Genomic DNA, 19,175 nt, shown 5'->3' on the forward strand with positions numbered 1-19,175 from the left:
CTCGGAGAATCGCTCGTGTCCATCGTCAAACGCACCTATCTTGGAATGGGCACAATGGTCGCCCTGATCGTCTTGGCGGGGGGCTTTGCCATCTTTCAGGCGGTTCAACTGTCTCAGAATTTTACAAGCTATGGCCACGTCGCGGCGACGTCCGCAATGGCCGACGGCTTGACCGAAAACCTTGGCGAAGCCCGGATGGCAAGCCTGCAATTCCGCCTTGACGGTTCTGCCGAAGCGGCACAGCGCCTTATTCAACGTCTCGACGCCGTGCTGAAAAGCGAAACCGCGCTTTCTGATCGGCTTGACGGGCTGCCCGAACAACGCATTATCCTCGACGTGGCAGATGACCTGCGCCAGTACCGCGCAAGGGTCGAACGGGTCGGAGAGATACGCGGCACGCTGACAGCAAAGCTGGCAGAGATGGCGACACTGGGTACCCAAACACGGCAAGGCCTTTCCGCCGCGATGGAAAACGCTTTCACGCGCAACCAGCCCGACATCACCTATCGCATGGCCAAATCCAACGTGCACCTGCTCCTTGGTCGCATCTACATGGAGCGTTTTCTGAGATCCTCCGACATGACCGATTTCGATCGCGCAACGACGGAGACGCAAAGCGCCTTGGAAGAATTGGCCGCGCTGGAAAGAAGTGTCGCAGGATCTGACTTGGCACCGAACATCAGCGAAACAACCGCCGCGCTGAACAGGTTTCTTGAGGTGTCTGAAGTTGTCTCCGACAATTGGCGGCGTGTGGCAGATGAGTTCACGGAACTCGATCAGCTCGGACCTGCGTCAATGTCCCGGATGAAAGAGATTTCGGACGCCCTTGCGAGCCGCCGCGCGGTATTGGGCGCCACTGCGATTGGCCTCGCCGAACGGTCGATCACAGTTCTGACCGCCATCGTCGCCGCCGGTGTGATCCTCGGCTTGGCCATGGCCTTGTTAACAGGACGCGCCATCGCCCGGAACCTGACCCGGATCACCAACACCATGAAGGATCTTGCGAACGGGAATCTCGAACTGGAACTGGAACCTTCGCCTGCCAATACTGAAGTCGGACAAATGAATAATGCGCTTGTCGTCTTTCGGGACAACGCGCTTGAGGCCCGCCGCGTCGATGCCGAAATGCATAGGGCTCAACAGAAAGAACGGGCGCGGCTGGTCGAAGAACAAAATACGGCCGCACGTCGCGCGGAGCAAAAGCGCCTGCAACAGGAACAGGAAAGCGCCGCTGAAAGCATGCGCCTCAAGGTTCTGAGCGAATTCCAGACAGAGGTTGAGCAAGTGTTGAACGCGGCGGCCTCCGGAAACTTCTCAAACCGGATGCCAACTGCACACGCAGATGAAAACCTCAAAGACCTGTCGAATGTGATCAATCGCCTGCTCGGCGTCACTGAAAGCAATCTCAACGATATGATGGTCGGCATCCGCGAGCTGTCAAACGGCAATCTCAATGTTCGGATCGACGGTAGACGTCTTGGCGCCTTCCAGCACATGCAGGAGAATTTCAACACCGCCCTCGAAACCGTGGAAAGAACAATAAGTTCAGTCGTTCAAAGCGGCCACACTGTCAGCGCAACCGCGTCAGAGCTTGAAACATCCTCTCACGGAATGGCCAAGCGCGCAGAGACAAGTGCGGCATCGGTCGAAGAAACCTCCGCCGCGGTGGAAGAAATCACGGCGAGTATCAAACAGGTCGTCAGCAGTGCAAAGAGCGCGGAGGAAGCCACACTTCGGGTCCGCGACAGCGCCTACAAGACACAGGAAGCATCCAATCAGACGGAGGTTTCCATCAACCAGATGACCGAAGCCTCCGCCGAGATTAACCGCGTGATCAATGTGATCGAGGATATCGCGTTCCAGATCAATCTTCTGGCGCTCAACGCCGGGGTCGAAGCCGCGCGCGCGGGCGAGGCAGGCCGCGGTTTCTCCGTTGTTGCATCCGAGGTCCGCGCGCTGGCCCAACGATCCAAGGACGCGGTGCAGGAAATCAACGATGTGATCCAGCGCAACAACAAAACGGTCGAAGAAGGTGTGACCAAGGTTGTTCAGTCACAGACCGCAGTTGCAGGCATCATTTCCGAGGTTGAGGTCGTCTCGAGCCAGATTTCCGAAATTGCCCTTGCCGTCGAACAGCAATCTCATGGCATCGAAGAAGTGAATACCGCGATCCAGTCCATCGAATCCTCCGCGCAGGTCAACGCTGCCACGCTTGAAGAGATGACCGCTGCCAGTGTCTCGCTCAACGTTGAGGCACGGTCACTGGATGATGCGCTGGGCCACTTCCGAGCCGCTGCCAGAACCGTACCAAATAAGATACCTGAGCGGCCATCGGAGGATGGCCATAGGGCAATTGCCTAATATGTTACCGATGAAGTAACGCGAGTCGAATTCAGTAACGTTTTACTTGCCACACCCTTGATCCTTGCGTATTCTGCCCCCTCTACGGGAGTTCGGAATATGCAGGCATTCATCTGTGACGCGCAGCGCACAGCAATCGGACGGTTTGGCGGCGCATTGGCTTCGGTACGCGCAGATGATCTTGCGGCAGCCCCCATTGCCGCGCTGATCGCCCGCCACCCGGATCTGGATTGGTCGTGCGTCGATGACGTGTTCATGGGCTGCGCCAATCAGGCGGGTGAAGACAACCGCAATGTCGCGCGCATGGCCGCATTGCTGGCAGGTCTGCCCGTGGATGTGCCCGGCATCACCATCAACCGCCTCTGCGCATCAGGCATGGACGCCGTGGGGGCCGCGGCCCGCGCGATCCGGGCAGGCGACATGGATCTGGCCATCGCTGGTGGTGTCGAAAGCATGACCCGCGCGCCGTTCGTCATGCCCAAGGCCGAAACCGCCTTTTCGCGCGGCAATGCGGTTTATGACACCACCATCGGTTGGCGGTTCGTGAACCCGAAGATGAAGGCGCAATACGGCGTCGATTCCATGCCGGAAACCGCCGACAACGTCGCGGAAGACCACGATATCAACCGCGCCGATCAGGACGCTTTCGCCAAACGCAGCCAAGCGCGTTGGGCTGCCGCTCATGCCGCAAGGGTCTTCAAGGACGAAATCGCCCCCGTCACGATCCCGCAGCGCAAAGGGGATCCGATCATCGTCGACACGGACGAACACCCCCGCCCCGGCACGACCCCCGAACAACTGGCCAAACTGCGCCCCATCAACGGTCCCGACCTGACGGTGACAGCGGGTAATGCCTCTGGCGTGAACGACGGTGCGGCTGCGATGCTCATCGCCTCGGAACAGGCCGCCAAGGATCACAACCTCACCCCCATCGCCCGCGTTGTCGGTATCTCCGCCGCAGGTGTCGAACCCCGCGTGATGGGCATCGGCCCGGTTCCCGCGACGCAAAAAGTGCTTGCGCGCGCGGGCCTGACCATCGACCAGATGGACGTGATCGAACTGAACGAGGCGTTCGCCTCTCAGGGCATCGCCACCCTGCGCGCGCTGGGTGTCCCCGACGATGCCCCCCATGTGAACGCCCAGGGCGGCGCCATCGCCATCGGCCACCCGCTGGGCATGTCCGGCGCGCGGCTGGTGATGACCGCCGCGCTGCAACTCGAACGCACCGGCGGCCGCTACGCACTATGCACCATGTGTGTGGGCGTCGGGCAGGGCGTTGCTCTTATCCTCGAAAGGACCTGAACCATGTACGCACAGATGATCAAGTCTACCGGTCAGGGGGTCAAATCCCTTGATGAAATGGATCCGGACGAACGCGCCTTTCAGGAGCGGATCAATGCAGGCGGCAAGATCGAACCCAAGGACTGGATGCCCGACGGCTACCGCAAGAACCTGATCCGCCAGATCGGCCAGCACGCCCATTCCGAGATTGTCGGCCAGCTGCCCGAAGGCAACTGGATCACCCGCGCGCCCACGCTGGAACGCAAGGCGATCCTGCTGGCCAAGGTGCAGGACGAGGCGGGCCATGGCCTTTACCTCTATTGCGCCGCCGAAACCCTTGGCGTGACCCGTGATGACCTGACGCGCGACTTGCTTTCGGGCCGCATGAAATACTCCTCCATCTTCAATTATCCGACCCTGACATGGGCGGATATGGGCGCGGTTGGCTGGTTGGTCGATGGGGCTGCAATTATGAACCAGGTGCCGTTGCAGCGCACGTCCTACGGCCCCTACGCCCGCGCGATGGTCCGCATCTGCAAGGAGGAATCCTTTCACCAGCGGCAAGGCTTCGACATCATGATGAAGATGGCCAACGGCACCGAAGCACAGCGCAAGATGGCGCAGGATGCGCTGAACCGTTTCTGGTATCCGTCGCTGATGATGTTCGGCCCGTCCGATAAGGAATCCGTACATTCCGCCCAGTCCATGGCGTGGAAGATCAAGATGAACACCAACGATGAGCTGCGCCAGAAGTTCGTCGACCAGACTGTACCGCAGGCGGAATACCTTGGCCTGACCGTCCCGGATGAGCACCTGAAGTGGAACGAGGAAACCGGCCACTACGATTTTTCCGAACCCGATTGGGAAGAATTCTTTGACGTGCTCAACGGCAACGGCCCCTGCAACACCGAACGGTTGGAAGCCCGCAACAAGGCGTGGGACGAAGGCCGCTGGGTCCGCGAAGGTCTGTTGGCCCATGCAGCAAAGAAACGCGCATCCAAAGTGGCAGCGGAGTAAGAACATGAGCAGCCCTGAATCCAGTCCCTACAAAGACAGCAACGCCAGCCCCCACGGCGAAACCCGCGCCACCGAATGGCCCCTGTGGGAAATTTTCATCCGGGGTCAACACGGGTTAAGCCACCGTCACGTCGGGTCCCTTCATGCGCCGGATGCCGAAATGGCGATCAAGAACGCCCGCGACGTCTATACCCGCCGCAACGAAGGGGTCAGCATCTGGGCGGTTGAAGCACACCACATCGCGGCATCCTCGCCCGAGGAAAAAGGATCGCTCTATGAGCCATCCAACGACAAGGTGTACCGCCATCCGACCTTCTTCGACATTCCCGACGAAGTAGGTGCGATGTGAGCGATCCGCTGTTCGAATACCTCTGCCGGATGGGCGACAACACGCTGGTGCTGGGGCACCGCGTGTCGGAATGGTGCGGCATCGCCCCGGTGATTGAGGAAGACATCGCACTGGCCAATACCGCACTGGACCTTATTGGCCAGACGCAACTCTGGCTCGGCCTCGCCGGTGAGGTCGAAGGCAAAGGGCGCGATGCCGACAAGCTTGCCTATCACCGCGACGTCTGGGATTTCCGCAACCTTCTGCTGGTTGAGCAGCCCAACGGCGATTTCGGCCAGACCATGATGCGCCAGTTCCTGTTCGACGGCTGGCATCTGATGCATCTCAAGGGGTTGATGACATCATCCAACGACCAGATCGCCGCGATTGCGGAAAAGTCGGTGAAGGAGGTGACCTATCATCTTGAACGCTCCACCGACACGGTGATCGGCCTTGGCGACGGCACCGAAGAAAGCCACGCCCGCATGCAAAACGCGCTGAACAGGCTCTATCCATTTGTGGGAGAAATGTTCCTGTCCGACGACGTGGATACGGCGATATTAGACGCCGGGATCGCCCCCGACCCTGCCAGCCACCGCAGCGCTTATGACGCGCATCTCGACGAGGTGCTGACCGAGGCAACCCTGACCAGACCAGAGGATGACTTTGCCCACAAAGGCGGAAAAACCGGCACGCGCCACACCGAACATCTGGGCCACATGCTGACCCAGATGCAGTGGCTGCAACGCGCCTATCCGGATGCGACATGGTAAGACCTGCGCCACAACCTGTTCCGGGCGTGGTGCGCGCCGCGGTGCCTGCCGTAAATCTGGCTGAAAAGCCCGCGTTAGAGACGGTTTGGGCATGGCTCTCCGCCATCCCGGACCCGGAGATCCCGGTGATCACGCTGACTGATCTGGGCATCATCCGCGACGTGCAATGGCAGGATGACACGCTTGAGGTGACGGTCACGCCGACCTATTCAGGCTGCCCCGCCACAAGCATCATCAACCTCGATATCGAAACGGTACTGCGCGGCCACGGCATTGAAAATCTGACCCTCAAGCGCCAACTCTCCCCTGCCTGGACCACCGATTGGCTGACGGACGAAGGGCGCGCCAAGCTGGAAAAATACGGCATCGCGCCCCCTCAACCCGCAGGCGGGCCGCAACATTGTCCGCATTGCACATCAACCGACGTTGAGAAGATCAGCCAATTCGGGTCGACCCCCTGCAAGGCGCAATGGCGCTGCCAGTCCTGCCGTGAACCTTTCGACTATTTCAAATGTATCTGAGGCCCAGATGAGCCGATTTCACCCCCTCACCGTGACCGATATCCACCACACCATCCGCGACGCGGTGGTGCTGACGCTGGAACCGAAAGACCCCGATGCTTTCGATTTCACCCAAGGCCAGTATCTGACGTTCAAGCAGGACTTCGGCGGAACGGAGTTGCGCCGCAACTATTCCATCTGCGCGGGTCTGGATGACGGCAAACTGCAAGTCGGCATCAAACGCGTGGACGGCGGTGCGTTTTCGACCTTCGCGAATACCGAAATCAAAGTCGGCGACACGCTCCATGCCATGCCACCCCAGGGGAAGTTCTTCACCAAGTTAGAGCCTGATCGCGCCAAAAATTACCTCGGATTTGCAGGCGGCTCCGGCATCACGCCTGTGCTTTCCATCCTGAAAACCGTGCTGAAGCGCGAACCGCAGGCGACGTTCACTCTGGTTTATGCCAACCGTGCCGTGAACACGATCATGTTCCGCGAGGAGCTGGAAGATCTCAAGAACACCTACATGGGCCGTTTGACGATCATCCACATGCTCGAATCCGGGCAGGATATCGATCTGTTCACCGGGCGCGTGGATCAGGAAAAGTGCTCCCAGCTTTTCGAGCATTGGATCGACGTAAAAACCATCGATACCGCCTTCATCTGCGGCCCCGAACCCATGATGCTCGCCATCTCCGACAGCCTGAAATCCCACGGGCTAGAGCCAGATCAGATCAAGTTTGAGCTTTTCAGCGAAAGCCAGCAAGGCCAGCTTGCCAGACAGGAAATGGCCAAGCGCGCCGAAGGGCAGTCCGGCACCGAAGTCACCGTAATCATCGACGGCGCGCAGCGGACCTTCACCATGCCTAAAGGCCAGTCGGTTTTGGAGGCAGCCCTTGAAAACGGGCAGGACGCACCCTTTGCCTGCAAGGCCGGGGTCTGTTCAACCTGCATGTGCAAGGTGCTGGAGGGGGAGGTCGAAATGATCTCCAACCACGCGCTTGAGGATTATGAGGTGGAGCGCGGCTTTGTCCTGTCCTGCCAGTCCTATCCGCTCACGGATAAACTCGTCATCGACTACGACACACACTAAGGAACCGCCATGATCGACGTCCAGAGTTTCGCCGCCGGTCAGTGGATCACCCCCGGCGCAGGTGCCCGCAACATCGCCAGCGCCATCACCGGCGAGGTCATCGCCCATGCCGGCAATGACTCACTGGATGTGCAGGCCATGCTGTCCCATGCGCGCGAGGTCGGCGGCCCGGCCCTGCGCAAGCTGACGTTCCATGACCGCGCACGGATGCTCAAGGCCGTGGCGTTGCACCTGATGGATCACAAGCAAGCGCTTTACGACCTCAGCTATGACACCGGGGCGACCCTGTCGGATCACAAGATCGACATCGACGGCGGGATCGGCACGATGCTGGTCTTTGCGTCCAAGGGCCGACGCGAAATGCCGGATGCGCATGTCTATCTTGACGGCGCGCCTGAACAACTGGGCCGCGAAGGGCAGTTTTTGGGACGTCACATCTGCACGCCCCTGCTGGGCGTCGCGGTGCACATCAATGCCTTCAACTTTCCCGTCTGGGGTATGCTGGAAAAACTGGCGCCAACCCTGCTGGCCGGTGTTCCCGCCATCGTGAAACCCGCCACCGCGACCTGCTATGTGACCGAGGCCTGCGTGCGCTTGATCCTGCAATCCGGCCTTTTGCCCGAAGGGGCCCTGCAATTGGTGTCGGGCGGCCTGGGCGACATGCTCGACCATCTGGACTGTCAGGATGCGGCTGCCTTCACCGGTTCGGCCGAAACCGCGATGACCCTGCGCAGCAATCCCCTGCTCCTGCAAAACCCCGTCCGCTTCGCTTCCGAACAGGACAGCCTCAACGCCTCTGTCCTCGGTCCCGATGCCACCCCCGGCACGCCCGAATTTGATCTGTTCATCAAGGAGGTCCAGCGCGAGATGACCGCGAAGGCCGGTCAGAAATGCACAGCCATCCGCCGCATTATGGTGCCCCAGCCACAGATCGACGCCGTGATTGACGCGCTGTCCACCCGTCTGGCCAAGACGACCATCGGGGATCCTCGGCTGGAAACCACGCGCATGGGGGCGGTCGTGTCAGCCAGCCAAAAGCGCGATGTCCTGGAAAAAGCGGCTCTGATACAGGGCGAAGCCGAACGTGTCTTTGGCAATCCGGATGATTTCAACGTTGATGGCGCAGACCCTGACAAGGGCGCATTCGTGCCGCCGATGCTGTTTCATTGCGCCGCCCCCGATCTGGCGGAGCGGGTGCACGATACCGAAGCTTTTGGCCCCGTCTCGACCCTCATGCCCTACCGCGACCTGCCCCATGCCATCGCCCTGCTGAACAAGGGCAAGGGATCGCTGGTCGCTTCGGTCATCACCAACGACCCCGACACCGCGCGCGAGATCACGATGGGGGCTGCGGCCTTCCACGGACGCCTCTACTTCAACAACCGCCAGTCCATGGCCGAAGCCACCGGCCACGGCTCTCCGCTGCCGCACATGGTCCATGGTGGACCGGGTCGCGCGGGCGGGGGCGAGGAACTGGGCGGGATCCGCGGCGTCATGCACTACATGCAGCGGACCGCGGTGCAGGGCAGTCCAGACATCCTTAGCGCGATCAGCACGCAATGGGTGCCGGGCAGCGCTACGATCACCGACCGCGCGCATCCGTTCACCCGGACGTTCGCGCAAGTCGACCTTGGCGAAACTTTCCACTCGCCCGCCCGCACGGTCACACTGGAAGACATCGAAACCTTCGCCCATTTCACCGGCGACACCTTCTATGCACACATGGACGAGGAAGCCGCGAAGGCGAACCCGTTCTTTCCGGGCCGCGTGGCGCACGGCTATCTGCTGCTGTCCTTTGCGGCGGGTCTGTTCGTGCAACCTGATCCCGGTCCGGTCCTTGCCAACACCGGGCTGGACAACCTGCGCTTCATGGAACCCGTCGTTGCGGGCGACAGCATCAAGGTGCGCCTGACAGTCAAGCAGAAGACCCCCCGCAATGACGACTACGGCGAGGTGCGGTGGCACGTCACCCTGACAAACCAGAACGACAAGGCAGTGGCCGAATACGAGCTGCTGACAATGAATGCCCTCTGATCTGGACTTCATAAAGGCCACCGCGGGCCTGCGTGATCTGGGCGGGCAACGGGTCTGGTCGCTGATGATCTCCCTGTTTGGCGATCTGGCGCAGGATGAAGGGCAGGCCATCGACGGTCCGGTTCTGTCTGCCATGATGGCCCTGCTGCAAGTCAAACCCGAGGCGACGCGCGTGGCCCTGCACCGCCTGCGAAACGATGGCTGGGTCGCGTCGAAGAAAGCGGGCAGGATCAGCCGCCACAGCCTGACCGCGCAAGGTCGGGCGGAATGCGCCGCTGCCAGCCCCCGGATCTACGCCGATCCCGGCAGTGCGCCGACCGACTGGCAGTTTGTTCTGCTGGAGCATTCCGACAGCACCACAAACGCCCAGATGATCGACTTGGGATACATCCAGGTACAGCCGCGCCTTTTTGCGGGTCCATCTGATGCGGTTCTGCCGGATGGCCCGCTTGTCCTGAGGGCCAACACTGCGCCGCACTGGCTTAGAGAACAGATTGCACCGGACCAGCTGCGACGGGGATATGGCGACCTTTTGCATGTGTTAGAGACGTTTGAAGGGATGCTGCCACCTGAACCGATGCCGTCTCCGTTAGAAGTTGCGGTGCTGCGTGGATTGATCGTGCACAATTGGCGGCGGCTGGTCCTCAAGCACCCGCCGTTGCCACAACCGCTTGTCGCCGACGACTGGCCTGGTCGGCCATGTCACCACCGTATCGCAGCGCTGCTTGACCGCTTCCCGCGCCCGGCGCTGAGCGAGATTGAGCCACGGCGCGATGCTGCCTGAAGGCACCCGCACACCAGCGCTTTCCGAAACCAACCAAGCGGGGTATAGAGGCGGCCATGACAAACCACGTGTATCAAAACGACTTGCCTGACGGCCTTGATCTGGGCCCGATGGTCGCCATCGACTGTGAAACCATGGGCCTGCATCCCCACCGCGACCGGCTGTGTGTCGTGCAGCTCTCCGGGGGGGACGGCAACGCCCATCTTGTGCAGGTCGCGAAGGGCCAGACAGAGGCGCCGAACCTCTGTGCCTTGCTGGAAAACCCGCATGTTCTGAAGCTTTTTCACTTTGGTCGATTTGATATCGCGGCCATGCTGAACGCCTTCGGCGCGGTCACCGCACCGGTCTATTGCACCAAGATCGCCAGCCGCCTCATTCGCACGTACACCGACCGGCACGGGTTGGCGAAGCTGCTGCATGAACTGCTGGGCATCGACATCTCCAAGCAACAGCAATCCAGCGACTGGGGTGCCGAACGCCTGAACGAAGCGCAGATCGACTATGCCGCGTCTGATGTGCTGTACCTGCACCAATTGCGCGACAAGCTGAACCAGATGCTTGTGCGCGAGGGTCGCATGGAAATGGCGCAAGCCTGCTTCGACTTCCTGCCAATGCGTGCTCAGCTTGATCTGGCAGGCTGGCCCGACACTGACATCTTCGCCCATTCATGAGCACGCCCTTTCTGGATACCGCCCGCCGGGTGATTGAAACCGAGGCCGACGCGCTGCGGACGCTTGCAAGCAGTCTTGATGACAGCTTCCGCGCCGCAATCGACTTGATGCGTGACACGAAGGGGCGCGTGATCGTGACGGGTATCGGTAAGTCCGGCCATATCGCCAACAAGATTGCCGCGACCCTTGCCAGCACCGGCACGCCCGCGCAATTCGTACACCCCGCTGAGGCGTCTCATGGTGATCTGGGGATGATCACGGGCGATGACGTTGTGCTTGCCATTTCCAACTCCGGCGAAGCGCCCGAATTGGCCAACCTCATTGCCTATTCCCGCCGCTTCGACATCCCCCTGATAGGGATGACCAGCCGTCCCGACAGCGGCCTTGGCAGCCAGTCTGACGTGATCCTTGCCCTTCCCGCATTGGGAGAGGCCTGCGGCACGGGCATCGTGCCGACGTCTTCCACCACCATGACGCTTGCCCTGGGCGACGCACTTGCTGTGGCGCTGATGGAAAACCGCGCCTTCACGCCCGAACATTTTCGAAACTTCCATCCCGGTGGCAAATTGGGCGCCAAGCTGAGCCACGTGTCCGACCTTATGCACACGGGCGACGCGATCCCGATGGTGCATGCCGATGCAAAAATGACCGAAGCGCTCTCGCAAATCGGCGCGAAAGGTTTTGGCGTCACCGCGGTGACCGATGATAAGGGTCTGCTGTCCGGCATCATCACCAACGGCGACATCAGCCGCCATATAGAGGGGCTTGCGACCCTTAAGGCGCGCGATGTGATGACTGTTGGCCCTGTCACCATCGAACCGGATGCGCTGGCCGAAAAGGCCGTTGGCATCATGAACGCCCGCAAGATCACATGTCTGGTGGTTATTGATCCCGAACACCCGGGAAAACTTGCGGGCCTCTTGCACATCCATGACTGCCTGCGTGTCGGGCTTGGATGACGCGGGGTGGAGGCAGATCGTTATACCCGCATGGTGTTCTGGCTGAAGGTTCTCTTTCCGCTGACATCACTGGGCATTCTGTCGACCCTCTTCCTGCTGTCCCGCGCGGTTGACCCCGAAACTGCGATCCCTTTTGCCGATAAGGAGATCCAGGAACGCCTGCGCGGCCAGCAGGTCACCGGCCCGTTCTTCTCCGGTGCCACCGCCGATGGGGATGAGATTGCCTTTTCCGCCGAAGTGCTGACCACGCCGCAAGGACAGACCGGGGCAAACCGCGCCGAACAGGTCAATGTCGCCATGGATCTTGCCAGTGGCGCGCGGGTGACAATGAACGCAGCCGAGGCACATTTGAACCTTTCAGAGAATTTCGCCGAACTTACCGGTGACGTGATGATCGAAACCTCCACCGGCTACCGGATCCAAAGCGACATGCTACGCACAACGCTGACTGAAATCGAGATTTCCTCTCCCGGGCCGGTCCACGCAACAGGGCCTGCCGGCACACTGAACGCGGGTGCGATGCACCTGTTTGCCCAGCAAGGCGAAAAGCCGACCCAATTGGTTTTCAAAAATGGCGTTAAGCTGGTATATGACCCCAAACAGATTGAAGAGCGACCTGAAGAGTGACGTATTTTGCCCCCCTGCGATCCCTCTTGCTGTGCCTTGTCATGGCGCTGCATGTCACTCCCGTGGAAGCACAGGGCGCGAATGTGGCGTTCGGCACCATCCGGCAGGACACCGGACAGCCCGTTGAGGTCACCGCCGACAGTCTTGAGGTTGACCAGGACACCGGCACCGCAATCTTCACTGGAAACGTGGTCATCGGACAGGGCGAAATGCGTCTGTCTGCAGCCCGTGTTCTGGTGGTTTACCGGGCCGAGAACAAGGGCATCGCGCGGCTTGAGGCGACAGGCGGCGTGACGCTCGTTTCCGGCCCGGACGCGGCAGAGGCGGAGCGTGCCGACTACAACATCGATGACGGCACCATCGTCATGACGGGCAACGTCCTGCTGGCGCAAGGTGCAAGTGCGCTTTCCGCTGACCGGATGAGCGTCCGACTGGCCGATGGCACTGCACAGATGTCAGGCCGGGTCAGAACAATTTTACAGACAGGCTCTGATAACTGATGAACGCGCCGCACCTGAAGCTCGCACAAGGCTCTGCCGGGCTGGTCATCGACCACCTGCGCAAATCCTACCGCAAGAAAGTCGTGATCCGCGATTTCTCCATGGAATTGGCGCGGGGCGAAGTCGTGGCACTTCTGGGGCCGAACGGATCGGGCAAGACAACAACGTTTTATGCCGTGGCGGGGCTGGTGACGCCCGAAGGCGGCACGGTCATGGTGGACGGCAAGGATGTAACCACCCTGCCGATGTATCGCCGCGCGCAACTTGGCATCGGATACCTCCCGCAGGAGATGAGCATCTTTCGCGGACTCAGCGTGCAGGACAACATCAGCGCCATCCTCGACATTACCGAAAGCGACCGCCACAAGCGCCGCGAGCGGTTGGAAGAACTGCTGTCGGAGTTCTCCATCGAACACCTGCGCCGCGCGCCTGCGCTGGCCCTGTCGGGCGGTGAACGCCGCCGGGTCGAAATCGCCCGCTGCCTTGCGGCTGATCCCAAGTATCTTCTGCTTGATGAACCCTTTGCCGGGGTCGATCCCATTTCAGTCGGGGACATCCGACACCTTGTCGCGGACCTGAAAAACCGTGGTATCGGCGTGCTGATCACCGACCACAATGTGCGCGAAACGCTCGAAATCGTGGACCGCGCCTATATCCTGCACGAGGGCAAGGTGCTGATGTCCGGCACACCGGATGAAGTTGTGCAGAACGAAAACGTACGCCGCGTCTATCTTGGCGACAACTTCCGCATCTCTTGAAATACGGCATTACTGTGCCTTCTGTTTCTAAGGGGTTGCCGCGCCTTCCCCATTGACTCAGAACCGTTTCTTTGGCGTCATGGGGGCATGGTGACACGACGTTCCCGACGGACTCCGCATCGGCCTATCTGCCAAGGCACGGTTAAGAACTACATGAACAATTTCACCATTTTCCGCATCTAGCACGCTGGCCCGCCACATTTGTGGCGCGTCTGACGTGTCTGATGATACATAACAAGGAGACAGTATGCGGTACCAAATCAGCGGCAAGCAGATCGACATTGGCGAAGCCCTCCAGACCCACGTGAAGCAGGAACTTGATGTATCGGTGCAGAAATATGCCGAACGTCCGACAGACGCACAGGTGGTTTTCTCCAAATCCGGGCATGAGTTTGTTTGCGAAGCCACTGTGCATCTGTCGACGGGGCTGACCGCCTCCGCCAAGGCCCACAATCCAGAGATTTACGCCGCCTTCGATTCCTGCGCGGAAAAAATGGAAAAGCAGCTCAGGCGGTACAAGCGTCGGTTGAAAGATCATCATAAAGAACGTGCCGAACCTGTTGAATTATTCGGTGCCTCCTCGTATATCCTCGCCTCAGATAGCGATTCTGATGCACAGGAACCTGACAGCCTCCAACCGATGATCATCGCGGAGATGCAGACAAAAATAGCCACGCTGTCTGTCGGTGAAGCGGTCATGCAGATGGAATTGGCAGGCGCGCCGGTGCTGGTGTTTCGGAACGAAGGCAAAGACGGGTTGAACGTCGTGTACCGGCGCGAAGATGGAAACATCGGCTGGATCGACCCTTAAGGGACAGGCTGCGGGCACCCACCCGCGCAAGAGCAGAGCAAGCGAATGGAATTTTCGAAACTCCTCAAACCGGAGGCGGTTAAAGTTGTGACCGCTGCGACCAGCAAGAAGCGGCTGATGCAAGCCTTTGGCGACCTTGCGCAATCTGCCTACGATCTTGATGCTGACATGGTTGTGGATGCCCTGACCCAACGCGAAACCCTGGGGCCGACAGGTGTCGGCCACGGCGTCGCGCTGCCACATGCCCGGCTTTCCGGTCTGGATGATGTCGTGGGGGCATTCGTCCTGATGGAAAAACCGATTGATTTTTCCTCGGTAGACCGTCAGCCGGTCGATCTTGCCTTTGCCCTTTTCGCACCACAGGATGCCGGGGTGGAACACCTCAAGGCGCTGGCGCTTGTGGCCCGCACGCTGCGCGATACGTCCTTTTGCACCAAGCTGCGCGCCAATCGTGATCCAAGCACCTTGTTCACGATCCTCACCGAAGGTCGTTCAGACCAGGCAGCCTGACGACAACCCTATCCCCAGTCAGAGAACCCAAAGCTCATATAGTCGCGCTGATAAGCCTCGCGCGCCTGCTTTTCGATTTCGCCATCATAGAAATCTGCCAACTTAAAAGGTCCGATATCAGATGGGACCGACGACACGGCAGCGCTGGTGGCGCACCTCGCACGACGGGCAAGTGCGGGCAAGGCTTCGGCCATCTCGTCTTCCCGCACCAACTGGTCAGGCAGGCACAATTCACTAAATCCGGTGATCGCCTGGGCCTGCGTGCACCACGACGGATCAACACGGATCGCTGTCTGCCCAGACAGGTTACCCTTCAGGAACCCCAGAAACGCGCCAAAGGCCCGCCGATGCGCCGCCAGATCATATGCCGCATCCGGACCATTTTCAGGCAACGGCATGTTGTATCGCCGCATTAACGTTTTGCGCAGTTGCAGGTAACTGCCCTTGCCGGTGCCAAGGATATGCCGACAAAACGCGTCATGGGCCCGCGCAACGGGGTGGCGCAGAACGGTGAAGCTTCGATGACCGGGGTGCTGCCGCTTCCACTGGCGCAAATCCTTCTGGTTCATCTTGGTCTGCAAGGCATCTTCTGCCACGCCATCCACCGCCGCCATCCACGCGGTCACCCGGTCCATCGGCCCGCTGCGCAACGGCAGATAAAGCAGACCGGAGGTCGGGGCCGCCACGTAGGATGGCACATTCGGCCCCCGGCGCGGCTCAAAGTTCGGCGTGCGGGTCAAATCAAACCGATCCATCCGGCCCAGCGCCATCAGCATCTCTTCGTAATTGCCAACCTTGGCGGAGATCGGGCTGGGATTTTGCTTTTTCAGCTTCTGATCAAGGCCTTCCAGCCGGGCGGTCACGCCCAGATACTGCGCGAGGCCGTTCATCACCTCAACACTTTGCAGGTCTTCATAAGCGACATAGAACGCGGTTTGCCCGGTGGTCTGCAACCGGTTCAAAAGCGTGATCTGAAATTGCTGCAGCGCCTCCAGGTGGCGTTCGAATTCCCGCTCATCAAAGCGTGCCTTGGCTGCCTTGTGCGCCTTGACGTCCGTCAGCTTCCACTGCCCGGTCTCCTGCGCGATTTTCCAGCTGACATAGCTTTCCACCGGGTTGCGGGTCAAAACGATCTTGGCACAGGTCTGATCTTCGATGATCGCATCGAAGACGCGCGGATCATGGTCATGGAAATACCGAAATCCGCTCAACTGCGCAGGGTCATCGCGCAGCGCTGCCAGCAATTTCAACGGATCAGCATCCCGCGTGGCCAGATCAACACCTAGAACAGGCTTGTTGTTCGGATAGCCGATAAAATGTGGATTGAAGGCTTCGCCATGACAGGCCACGCCGTCAAAAGCGTTCAGGTTCGCTTCAAGAAAGTTTGAGCCTGTGCGCATCTCGGCAAAGACCACGAAACTTTGAAAGCGCGCGCTCATGCTACCTTACCAGATAGGGTTTGCGGGGCGGCTTCTGCGGCGCTTCGATGCCAAGCTCTACCGGGAAATCCCCCATCAGATAGGGATGCATCCCCTGGTTCTTGAGGTTCTGTAGGAACTGACCAAAGCCGGTCAGATCCACCATGCGCGGCGCTTCGGACAGCCGCCGCAACTTGGTCCGCCCGATCTCGTCCAGAATCCCCTGCAGGGGTTCCATGGGTGCCTCAATGAACTCCGCCATGGTCCAGATCCGTACCCGCGCCTTGGTATAGGGCGACCGCAGAACATCCATGTGATCGCTTTCCCGCTTCTGCAACGCCGCTGCCATCGACCGGATATCGGCAAAATTGAAGTTGGAGCGGAACAGCGGCACCGCCCAAGCCCCCGTAATCACCGACACCTGCGCATTGGGATCCTTGGCGACCCGCCAATTGATCTTCTGATTATCTGCCGGGCCGAATTGAAAGCATTGCCGCTCTCCGCGGGTGTTCCAGATCAGGTTGGTCAGGAACGCTTCGGCGTTGTAATCGCGCAGGATCGGGCTGTCTGAAAGCGCGCCGTTGATTGCGGTCTGGCCTTCGGCGAAATGCACACCATCCGGCGCGAACAGATGCCCATGCACCCGCGCGCCTGTCGCCCGCGCCAGCCAGGTCTCGAAATCCTCGAACAGCTCGGTAAAGCCCTGGAACATCGAATAGGGCGCGGCCGTCACGCCGTTCTCCCAATCCTCGTTGGGAAAGCGGCTTTGCATGTAAAGCCCCGCGCGCCCGCGCGTCCGGCGTTCGACCGCCTTGGAAAAGATGCGGTCGATCTTGCCGGGGTTCGGTTCGGTCTTTTTCATCGCCCCCGCAACGTCCGTCAGGAACGCTTCGTACAGGCGGTTCGCATGGGGCCAGATCTTGCGCGCGACAAAACAATCCGACCGGCGCAAAAGCTGTAGGTGATCGTCATAAAAGATATGCGGCTTGCCCTGAAAGTCGAACTTGGACAAGGTCAGCGACCGGCTTTCGATCTTGGTGGCATATTGACGCGCAAGCGTCTGGAAATAGGATTCGTCGGGAATCCACACATGCTTGAAAAACCGGTCATAGGTCGCCCGCTCCGGGTCCTGCAGAATTGCCGACAACGTCTGCCGTGACAGGCACCACCACTGCGACCCCATGTGCGGCACAATCCCGTTGGGCATTGTCCGCTTGAGATTGAAACGGCGTTGCACCTCAACGAACTTGTCGAAAAGGTAACGGTTCTTCTTCCACGACACCGGGAACCGCAGGGTGAAGCGTTCTTCGTCCAGACCACCCACCGTCCACGGGACATCGGCGGTGGTCGCGCTTTCGATGAAGTCTGTCTTGGGGCGCGCAGCAAGGTAGTCGATCAACTCCTCCACCGGACGCAGCGGCAAACAGGACCCTGATGCCAGGTAGACATGTCGCACCTGCGCAAATTCCCGCAACATCGTCTCTGACGCGGCCTGACTGGCCGCCACGATCCCCCAGGTCCCCCATTCGCACCGATAGCGCGTGCTGAATCTGATATGCTTCACATCAGACAGAGCAGCCAGAAAAGCGTCATGGGTCTTGCGCGGCACACCCTTGTCGACGTGGATCACCACCGGACAACCCGCCGCCGCCCAGTGGCGCGCGACCTGCTCCGCCCTGCCCAGTGCGGTGTGCACCAGCATGACAATCCCGACCGTCATGCCCAGTTGCCCTTCGACATGAGGCCGAGGATCTCCAACTGTCGCCAATTGATGTAGCGTTCGGACCACTTGCACCAAAGCTGCGGATCATCACGCATCTGCGCGGCATAGGCCTTGTATTCCACCGAACCCGCGTAGTGTTGCGCGCGTTCCAGTTCCTCTTCTGCCTTGGCGCCGAACGTGTCGAGGAACTTGGCATGCAGCAACACGCCCGAAGCTTTCTCTCCGCCCCATTCATCGTAGACCTGATTGAGACCACGCGGCAGCAACATGTGCGTGGAGCTGGCATAGGCATACCGCTTGTCCCACTTCACCAAGGGCACCTTGTTCAGTGCTGGCGCTTTCTCCGGCGTGTCCTTGAAGAACACCCGCGCACGCGGCCCGCCCTGTATCCAAAGGTTCGTGAACAGATGGTTGCGCGACATGGTGTAGTTGCCGCTGTCAAACCACGTGGCGATTTCAATCGGGTCCTGCCCCGCGTGATAGGGCTGCTCATCCAGCCGCCCCTTTGGATACATGTCCAGCAGCATGGCGGAGAATGACTTGATCGAAGACGCATCAAGCCAATCGGTCAGCGCCCTCAGGGGCCGGGTGTCGCAGAACGGATAGATCAGGAATTCATCGGGATCGACGGTCAGTGACCAATGCCCGTGGGCATACTTCATCTGCAACCAGTTCAGCCAATCAACGCCAAACCGCGCCCGCTTGTAGCTCGACTTGGTCAGCCAGACTGACACATCCGGCTGGTCCATCAGATAATCCAGCGATCCATCGTCGCTGTCATTGTCAACGAAGAAGAAATGCCCGACGCCCATATCGCGGTAGTACTGCAAGAAGTACGGCAGCCGGATCAGTTCGTTGCGTTGGGTGCTGAACAGCAGAATGTCATCCGGGCGGATGTTGTCAGTGCGATCGGCAATACGCTTCAGCTCCCGCCGTTTGCGGAATGCGCGAATACGCCATCGCTTTCGCTGTAACCGGAGCCGGTATCGCTGAAATAAACCCAAAACCGCCCTTTTTATCCTCGGGA

19 protein-coding genes are annotated in these 19,175 nt (G+C 59.9%); 16 read left to right on the forward strand and 3 right to left on the reverse strand.

Translation table 11 applies throughout. From position 1 onward, the window contains the following. Positions 1-15 precede the first annotated feature (15 nt). From AB4X18_RS07910 to AB4X18_RS07985, 16 genes are all read left to right on the forward strand, one after another. Positions 16-2,361, forward strand: coding sequence for a methyl-accepting chemotaxis protein (locus AB4X18_RS07910; RefSeq protein ID WP_432817273.1), 2,346 nt, complete (start codon positions 16-18; stop codon positions 2,359-2,361). A 99-nt stretch (positions 2,362-2,460) separates the two neighbouring features. Next, positions 2,461-3,663, forward strand: a complete 1,203-nt coding sequence (pcaF, locus tag AB4X18_RS07915; protein WP_370399571.1) for a 3-oxoadipyl-CoA thiolase — start codon at positions 2,461-2,463, stop codon at positions 3,661-3,663. A gap of 3 nt (positions 3,664-3,666) precedes the next feature. Then, a complete protein-coding gene (gene paaA / locus AB4X18_RS07920; protein WP_370399572.1) occupies positions 3,667-4,659 on the forward strand; it encodes a 1,2-phenylacetyl-CoA epoxidase subunit PaaA in 993 nt (330 codons plus the stop codon). Positions 4,660-4,663: 4 nt separating this feature from the next. After that, positions 4,664-5,008 (forward strand): 1,2-phenylacetyl-CoA epoxidase subunit PaaB, encoded by a 345-nt coding sequence (gene paaB, locus AB4X18_RS07925; protein ID WP_370399573.1) that lies wholly within the window; start codon positions 4,664-4,666, stop codon positions 5,006-5,008. 29 nt (positions 5,009-5,037) lie between these two features. Next, a complete protein-coding gene (gene paaC, locus AB4X18_RS07930) occupies positions 5,038-5,760 on the forward strand; it encodes a 1,2-phenylacetyl-CoA epoxidase subunit PaaC (protein ID WP_370402597.1) in 723 nt (240 codons plus the stop codon). Further along, positions 5,754-6,281, forward strand: a complete 528-nt coding sequence (gene paaD / locus AB4X18_RS07935) for a 1,2-phenylacetyl-CoA epoxidase subunit PaaD (protein ID WP_432817274.1) — start codon at positions 5,754-5,756, stop codon at positions 6,279-6,281. Before paaC ends, paaD begins: the two co-directional genes overlap by 7 nt. 7 nt (positions 6,282-6,288) lie before the next feature. After that, the gene (locus tag AB4X18_RS07940) at positions 6,289-7,353 is read left to right on the forward strand and encodes a 2Fe-2S iron-sulfur cluster-binding protein (RefSeq protein WP_370399574.1); all 1,065 of its coding nucleotides are present in this window, start codon (positions 6,289-6,291) and stop codon (positions 7,351-7,353) included. 9 nt (positions 7,354-7,362) lie between these two features. Next, the gene (paaZ, locus tag AB4X18_RS07945) at positions 7,363-9,387 is read left to right on the forward strand and encodes a phenylacetic acid degradation bifunctional protein PaaZ (protein ID WP_370399575.1); all 2,025 of its coding nucleotides are present in this window, start codon (positions 7,363-7,365) and stop codon (positions 9,385-9,387) included. Then, entirely contained in the window at positions 9,377-10,171 is a 795-nt protein-coding gene (locus tag AB4X18_RS07950; RefSeq protein ID WP_370399576.1) for a PaaX family transcriptional regulator C-terminal domain-containing protein, read from the forward strand. The genes paaZ and AB4X18_RS07950 overlap by 11 nt, the downstream gene beginning before the upstream one ends. A gap of 56 nt (positions 10,172-10,227) precedes the next feature. Beyond that, the gene (locus tag AB4X18_RS07955) at positions 10,228-10,842 is read left to right on the forward strand and encodes a ribonuclease D (protein ID WP_370399577.1); all 615 of its coding nucleotides are present in this window, start codon (positions 10,228-10,230) and stop codon (positions 10,840-10,842) included. Continuing rightward, positions 10,839-11,801, forward strand: coding sequence for a KpsF/GutQ family sugar-phosphate isomerase (locus AB4X18_RS07960; protein ID WP_370399578.1), 963 nt, complete (start codon positions 10,839-10,841; stop codon positions 11,799-11,801). The genes AB4X18_RS07955 and AB4X18_RS07960 overlap by 4 nt, the downstream gene beginning before the upstream one ends. A 6-nt stretch (positions 11,802-11,807) precedes the next feature. Further along, the gene (lptC, locus tag AB4X18_RS07965; protein WP_432817275.1) at positions 11,808-12,428 is read left to right on the forward strand and encodes an LPS export ABC transporter periplasmic protein LptC; all 621 of its coding nucleotides are present in this window, start codon (positions 11,808-11,810) and stop codon (positions 12,426-12,428) included. 41 nt (positions 12,429-12,469) lie between these two features. Continuing rightward, on the forward strand, positions 12,470-12,928 hold the full coding sequence (gene lptA / locus AB4X18_RS07970) for a lipopolysaccharide transport periplasmic protein LptA (protein WP_370399580.1): 459 nt from the start codon (positions 12,470-12,472) through the stop codon (positions 12,926-12,928). Then, entirely contained in the window at positions 12,928-13,686 is a 759-nt protein-coding gene (lptB, locus tag AB4X18_RS07975) for an LPS export ABC transporter ATP-binding protein (protein ID WP_370399581.1), read from the forward strand. Before lptA ends, lptB begins: the two co-directional genes overlap by 1 nt. Before the next feature lie 247 nt (positions 13,687-13,933). After that, on the forward strand, positions 13,934-14,497 hold the full coding sequence (gene hpf, locus AB4X18_RS07980; protein ID WP_370399582.1) for a ribosome hibernation-promoting factor, HPF/YfiA family: 564 nt from the start codon (positions 13,934-13,936) through the stop codon (positions 14,495-14,497). Positions 14,498-14,542: 45 nt separating this feature from the next. Beyond that, entirely contained in the window at positions 14,543-15,007 is a 465-nt protein-coding gene (locus AB4X18_RS07985; RefSeq protein WP_370399583.1) for a PTS sugar transporter subunit IIA, read from the forward strand. 8 nt (positions 15,008-15,015) lie between these two features. Here AB4X18_RS07985 and AB4X18_RS07990 read toward each other — a convergent pair whose 3' ends face one another. The 3 genes from AB4X18_RS07990 to AB4X18_RS08000 are packed head-to-tail and all read right to left on the reverse strand — an operon-like array spanning position 15,016 to position 19,152. Further along, entirely contained in the window at positions 15,016-16,446 is a 1,431-nt protein-coding gene (locus AB4X18_RS07990) for a nodulation protein NodH (RefSeq protein ID WP_370399584.1), read from the reverse strand. Position 16,447: 1 nt separating this feature from the next. Further along, positions 16,448-18,145, reverse strand: a complete 1,698-nt coding sequence (locus AB4X18_RS07995; protein WP_370399585.1) for a beta-1,6-N-acetylglucosaminyltransferase — start codon at positions 18,143-18,145, stop codon at positions 16,448-16,450. After that, the gene (locus tag AB4X18_RS08000) at positions 18,142-19,152 is read right to left on the reverse strand and encodes a glycosyltransferase family 2 protein (protein ID WP_370399586.1); all 1,011 of its coding nucleotides are present in this window, start codon (positions 19,150-19,152) and stop codon (positions 18,142-18,144) included. The genes AB4X18_RS07995 and AB4X18_RS08000 overlap by 4 nt, the downstream gene beginning before the upstream one ends. Positions 19,153-19,175 lie beyond the last annotated feature (23 nt).

The organism is Sulfitobacter rhodophyticola (assembly GCF_041281685.2).
Classification (GTDB): domain Bacteria; phylum Pseudomonadota; class Alphaproteobacteria; order Rhodobacterales; family Rhodobacteraceae; genus Sulfitobacter.

Coding starts and splice junctions, on each gene's coding strand:
- AB4X18_RS07990 (WP_370399584.1), bottom strand. CDS start 16,446: ATGAGCGCGCGCTTTCAAAGTTTCGTGGTCTTTGCCGAGATGCGCACA.
- pcaF (WP_370399571.1), top strand. CDS start 2,461: ATGCAGGCATTCATCTGTGACGCGCAGCGCACAGCAATCGGACGGTTT.
- AB4X18_RS07960 (WP_370399578.1), top strand. CDS start 10,839: ATGAGCACGCCCTTTCTGGATACCGCCCGCCGGGTGATTGAAACCGAG.
- paaC (WP_370402597.1), top strand. CDS start 5,038: ATGGGCGACAACACGCTGGTGCTGGGGCACCGCGTGTCGGAATGGTGC.
- AB4X18_RS07985 (WP_370399583.1), top strand. CDS start 14,543: ATGGAATTTTCGAAACTCCTCAAACCGGAGGCGGTTAAAGTTGTGACC.
- AB4X18_RS07995 (WP_370399585.1), bottom strand. CDS start 18,145: ATGACGGTCGGGATTGTCATGCTGGTGCACACCGCACTGGGCAGGGCG.
- AB4X18_RS07950 (WP_370399576.1), top strand. CDS start 9,377: ATGCCCTCTGATCTGGACTTCATAAAGGCCACCGCGGGCCTGCGTGAT.
- paaB (WP_370399573.1), top strand. CDS start 4,664: ATGAGCAGCCCTGAATCCAGTCCCTACAAAGACAGCAACGCCAGCCCC.
- paaA (WP_370399572.1), top strand. CDS start 3,667: ATGTACGCACAGATGATCAAGTCTACCGGTCAGGGGGTCAAATCCCTT.
- lptA (WP_370399580.1), top strand. CDS start 12,470: ATGGCGCTGCATGTCACTCCCGTGGAAGCACAGGGCGCGAATGTGGCG.
- lptB (WP_370399581.1), top strand. CDS start 12,928: ATGAACGCGCCGCACCTGAAGCTCGCACAAGGCTCTGCCGGGCTGGTC.
- paaZ (WP_370399575.1), top strand. CDS start 7,363: ATGATCGACGTCCAGAGTTTCGCCGCCGGTCAGTGGATCACCCCCGGC.
- hpf (WP_370399582.1), top strand. CDS start 13,934: ATGCGGTACCAAATCAGCGGCAAGCAGATCGACATTGGCGAAGCCCTC.
- AB4X18_RS07940 (WP_370399574.1), top strand. CDS start 6,289: ATGAGCCGATTTCACCCCCTCACCGTGACCGATATCCACCACACCATC.
- AB4X18_RS07955 (WP_370399577.1), top strand. CDS start 10,228: ATGACAAACCACGTGTATCAAAACGACTTGCCTGACGGCCTTGATCTG.
- paaD (WP_432817274.1), top strand. CDS start 5,754: ATGGTAAGACCTGCGCCACAACCTGTTCCGGGCGTGGTGCGCGCCGCG.